The organism is Stenotrophomonas sp. RS-48 (genome assembly GCF_030053245.1).
GTDB lineage: Bacteria > Pseudomonadota > Gammaproteobacteria > Xanthomonadales > Xanthomonadaceae > Stenotrophomonas > Stenotrophomonas maltophilia_P.
In genome coordinates this window covers 1-4,850 of sequence record NZ_JASGBV010000026.1, presented here as the reverse complement: position 1 = coordinate 4,850, position 4,850 = coordinate 1, and the positions used below count along the sequence as shown (strand labels likewise).

Genomic DNA, 4,850 nt, shown 5'->3' with positions numbered 1-4,850 from the left:
CGGCGCACTCGGCGCCGGGCGCGCCGGCGCCGGAGCCGGCGTGGCGGGCGCGGGCACCTGGGCGAATGCAGCAAGCGGCAACAGGGACAGCAGCAGGAGCACGCGCTTCATGGACACCACCGGTTCATCGGAAGGAACCGCAGTCTACGCCAGCCGGGTGAGGCGTTTGTCAGCGCAGCGGCACGCTGCCCTGGGTTGCTTCCGCATCGGCCTGTGAGGCCTGGGTCTCCGTCTCCACTGCCGGCTGTTCCGCCACCGGAACCTGCGGCGGAGGAGACGGTGGCAGCGTGGCCACGTCGATCTCCGACAGCGGGCTCTCCTCGGGGCAGACCGGATCGGGGAAACCGAACCGCTGCTTGAGCGACTGGCCGCAGCTGTTGATCGATTCCATGTCCGCACCGTCGCGCTTGCACTGCTGGTCGAAGGCGATCAGGAACGCGTCCTTGCGCTGCACGAAATCGTCGCCACACGCGCGCATCTGCTTGATCCGTTCCAGGTCATCCTGCACCGCATTGGTGCCATCCAGGCCGAACTGCCGCAGTTCCTCGGGGGTCAGCAGGCGCAGGCTGCGGTTGGGCACGGTCATCATCAGATCAGCAACGCCCACCGCCACACCGTTGCGCTGCAGATAATCCTTCACGTTGTCGTAGACCTCGTGCAGCTCGCGGTTGAGCTCGGCGCGCGAGGTCGCCTTGGAGCTGATGCGCATCATGCGGTGGATGCCGACCTTGCCGGTCAGCAGGCGGTTGTCGCCGGCCGCGAGCACGAACACGCAGGCGCTGTGGCAGATCGATCCTTCGCGCACCCAGATGGTCCAGCCCGATTCGCCGATGCTGTCGCCGGCAATGATCGCCGACTCGACCTGGCCACCACTGGAGTCGAGATCGAGGATGCGCTTGTGGATCTCCAGCGCGTCGGCCACCACGGCCAGGCGCCACATCATTTCGGCGAACCCGGGATTGATCTTGCCGTTGTAGCGCACCCGCAACAGGCCCCGTTCGGCACACGGCTGCAGCGCCTGGCTGATCTGCTCACGCTGCAGCCCTTCCAGCTCCACGCCGTCGCCGCCTTCGGCCGCGTAATCGGTGCTGCAGCTGACCCAGGCCCGGCCGTTCTCCAGCTGCGCCTGCGGCCACGGCCGATCAGCGCGGCTGCGCGGCGGGGACGGCGGTGGTGGGGCGTCGGCGGCATTGATCGACACCATGTTGTCGCCATCACTGGCCGGTGCCCGTGCCGCCTTGTCAGCCGCGGTCACGTTGCCCGGATTCTCCAACTGGCTGCAGCCCGCAAAGGCCAGGCACAACAGGGGCAACCAGCGGATCAAGGCGGACATCGGGCAACCGGATTTCGCAGGAACAAGGATCACAGTCTACCTGCCCGGCGCGCGCATTCAGCACGTGGCACTGAACCGGTTCTGACCCCGGATCGCGACCCGCTGCATCCATGTCCGAATCCGGCGAGTATCCTCCACATGAGCGGCCTAGACTGGGCGCATGAACACCGCCCTCGTCCTCGACACCGCTGCCTGCGACCGTGCCCGCCTCGCCCGTGACGCGCGCTTTGATGGCGTGTTCTTCACCGCCGTGCGCAGCACCGGCATCTACTGTCGGCCGGTCTGCCCGGCGCCGCCGCCGAAGCCGCGCAACATCACCTATTTCCCGAGTGCGGCCGCAGCCACTGCCGCCGGTTACCGGCCCTGCCTTCGCTGCCGTCCCGAACTGGCGCCGCAGGCACAGCAGGCGCTGGCCGGCCAGGCCGTGCAGCGGGCGCTGGCGTTGATCCACGGCGGCTTCCTGCAGGAGCAGCCGGTTGCCGGACTGGCTGCGAAGATCGGCCTCAGCGCACGCCAGCTGCAGCGCCTGTTCGTGGAGCACCTGGGCGCCACGCCCGGCCAGATTCACGCCACCCACCGCCTGCTGCTGGCCAAGCAGCTGCTGACCGAAACCACCCTGCCGGTCACCGACGTTGCGCTCGCGGCGGGCTACAACAGCCTGCGCCGCTTCAACACCGCCTTCCTGCAGGGCTGCGGGATGGCGCCGACCACGCTGCGCCGCCAACACGTCCCGCTGGCCGCCGATGACGGTGGCCTGGTGCTGCGCCTGGGCTACCGGCCTCCGCTGGATTTTCCGCGCATGCTGGCGTTCCTGCGCAAGCGCAGCCTGCCGGGCATCGAACTGATCGGCGACGACAGCTACCAGCGCGTGCTCGGCACGCCTGAACGACCCACCCTGCTGCGCGTGACGGCTGATCCGAAGCGGCCGGAACTGCGCCTGCAGTTGGGTGCGGTCGATCCGCGGCTGATACCGGACATCGTGCGACGCGTGCGGCGGGTATTCGATCTCGATGCCGACCTGCAGCAGGTGCATGCCGCGCTCGGTGAAGAGCCGCTGCTGGCGCGCGGCATCGCCGAACGCCCTGGCCTGCGCGTGCCGGGCGGCTGGGATGGCTTCGAGGTGGCGGTGCGTGCCGTGCTCGGCCAGCAGGTCAGCGTTGCGGCAGCGACCACCTTCGCGCGCCGGCTGGTCGACGCGCATGGCGCCCACCTGCCGGGCATGCCGACGGAGTTCGACCGCCAGTTCCCCTCTCCCTCGGTATTGGCGGACGCCCCTCTGGAATCGATCGGTCTGCCACGCAGCCGCGCCGCCACCGTGCGCGCACTGGCCGCAGCCTGCGTCAGTGGCCAGCTCGACTTCGGGCCCGGCCAGGCACTGGAGGAATTCGTCGCCCGCTGCGTGGCCCTGCCCGGCATCGGCCCGTGGACGGCGCAGTACATCGCCCTGCGCGGCCTGGGCCAGCCCGACGCGTTTCCTGCAGGTGACCTGGTGCTGCAGCAGGTGCTCGGCCATGCCCAGGGGCAGCGCCTGAGCGAACGCGCCACCGAAGCGCGATCCCAGCCCTGGCGCCCCTGGCGCTCGTATGCGGTGCTGCATCTGTGGCATCTGTCCGGCACGTTCGTTGGAGAACCGACATGACGTTGTTGTTCGACCGTTTTGACAGCCCGATCGGCGAGCTCACCATCGCCGGTGACGAACGTGGCCTGGCCCACGTGCTGTTTCCTGAAAACCGCCACCCCGCGCGCGGACGCAGCGACTGGCACAATGCGCCCGGCGCGTTTCCCGAGGCCCGCGAACAGCTGCTGCAGTACCTGCATGGCGAACGCAGCACATTCGATCTGCTGCTGGCACCGCGCGGCACCCCGTTCCAGCTGCGCGTGTGGCATGCCCTGGCGTTGATACCGTTCGGCCAGACCTGGAGCTACCTGCAGCTGGCGCAGCACCTGGGCCAGCCCAGTGCGACGCGCGCGGTCGGCGCCGCCAACGGCCGCAATCCGCTGCCGATCATCCTGCCCTGCCATCGCGTGATCGGCAGCAACGGCGCGCTGACCGGTTTCGGCGGCGGGCTGGAGACCAAGGCAGCACTGCTGCGGCTTGAGCAACGCCAGGTACCGCTGTTCGCCTGATGGGAGATCGGGGTCAGATCCCTTTTCCCGCGGGAAAGGGATCTGACCGCGGACGGTCCTGGCGCGCCGTGTCTTGGGCGCGTCATTACCTCGCACTATGATGGGCGGATGACTTCCGTACGCCTGACCTGCGCGCTGGTGCTGCTGCTGCCGTTGGCCGCCTGCACCACCGCACCCGCCCCGACCGCCACCGTCTCCACGCCTGCGGCAACGGCCGCACCGCCGAAGCTGCTGCTGATCTCCATCGATGGCCTGCGTGCCGACGCGCTGGACCGCGGGCTGACTCCGAACCTGCAGCGGATGATCGACAGCGGCGTGCGCGCACGCTGGATGACGCCCTCCTATCCCTCGCTGACCTTCCCCAACCACTACACCATCGTGACCGGTCTGCGCCCTGACCATCACGGCATCATCCACAATGCGATGGACGACGCATCGCTGGGCAGTTTCGCGCTGAGCAACCGCGAGGCGGTCACCCGCAGCGACTGGTGGGGCGGCGAGCCGATCTGGGTCAGCGCGGAGAAAGCCGGCGTGCGTTCCGCGACCTGGTCCTGGCCGGGCAGCGAAGCGGAGATCAAGGGCGTGCGCCCCAGCCAGTGGCTGGCGTATAACGACAAGGAACCGTTCGAGCAACGTGTGCAGACCGTACTGGGCTGGCTGGCACGCAGCGATGCCGAGGCGCCGCGCCTGGCCACGCTGTACATGGAACACGTCGACAAGGCCGGGCATCACCATGGGCCGCAGTCGCAGCAGTACACGGCAGCCATCGTGCGGGCCGACCAGGTTGTCGGCCAGGTGCTCGACGGACTGCAGCAGCGTGGCCTGACAGCCACCACCAATGTGATCGTGGTTTCCGATCACGGCATGGCCGCGGTGGGCGAAGGCCAGGTGATCGCCACCGAGTCGATGGTGGACCCGGCCATCGCACGCAACGTCAGCCAGGGCCAGTCGGTCGGCTTCGCGCCGGTCGCGGGGCGTGAAGCCGAGGCCGAACGTGCCCTGCTCGGCCGCCATGCCCACTACGAATGCTGGAAGAAGGAGAACCTGCCTGCGCGCTGGCATTACGGCACGCATCCACGCATACCCGCCATCGTCTGCCAGATGGATGAAGGCTGGGACGCGCTGACCCGGGACTGGATCGCCAGGCGCGATCGTCGCGACGGCGGCTCGCACGGCTACGATCCGGCGCTGCCGTCGATGCGTGCGGTGTTCGTGGCGAGCGGCCCGTCGTTCCGCCAGGGGCTGCTGATCGACGGCTTCGACAACGTCGATGTCTATCCGCTGCTGGCACACCTGCTGCGGGTTCCAGCCGCGCCGAACGACGGCAATGCCGAGACACTGAAGCAGACGCTGCGTTGATCGGGCGTCTCCGCCGGGCCTGGCCCGGCGC

Annotated in this window: 4 protein-coding genes; 3 read left to right on the top strand and 1 reads right to left on the bottom strand. The window is 68.9% G+C overall.

Annotated features, from left to right (window positions below):
• Window positions 1-169: 169 nt before the first annotated feature.
• Window positions 170-1,333 (bottom strand): hypothetical protein, encoded by a 1,164-nt coding sequence (locus tag QMZ25_RS05940; RefSeq protein ID WP_111185819.1) that lies wholly within the window; start codon window positions 1,331-1,333, stop codon window positions 170-172.
• A 160-nt stretch (window positions 1,334-1,493) separates the two neighbouring features.
• Here QMZ25_RS05940 and QMZ25_RS05935 point away from each other — a divergent pair, with 160 nt between their 5' ends.
• The 3 genes from QMZ25_RS05935 to QMZ25_RS05925 all read left to right on the top strand — a co-directional run bounded on the left by QMZ25_RS05935 (window position 1,494) and on the right by QMZ25_RS05925 (window position 4,819).
• Complete coding sequence (locus QMZ25_RS05935) at window positions 1,494-2,972, top strand: DNA-3-methyladenine glycosylase 2 (RefSeq protein ID WP_111185821.1); 1,479 nt, start codon at window positions 1,494-1,496, stop codon at window positions 2,970-2,972.
• Complete coding sequence (locus QMZ25_RS05930; protein ID WP_253118996.1) at window positions 2,969-3,460, top strand: methylated-DNA--[protein]-cysteine S-methyltransferase; 492 nt, start codon at window positions 2,969-2,971, stop codon at window positions 3,458-3,460. Before QMZ25_RS05935 ends, QMZ25_RS05930 begins: the two co-directional genes overlap by 4 nt.
• A 108-nt stretch (window positions 3,461-3,568) precedes the next feature.
• Window positions 3,569-4,819: an ectonucleotide pyrophosphatase/phosphodiesterase gene (locus tag QMZ25_RS05925; protein WP_283219267.1), complete on the top strand. Its 1,251-nt coding sequence runs from the start codon at window positions 3,569-3,571 to the stop codon at window positions 4,817-4,819.
• Window positions 4,820-4,850: the final 31 nt, after the last annotated feature.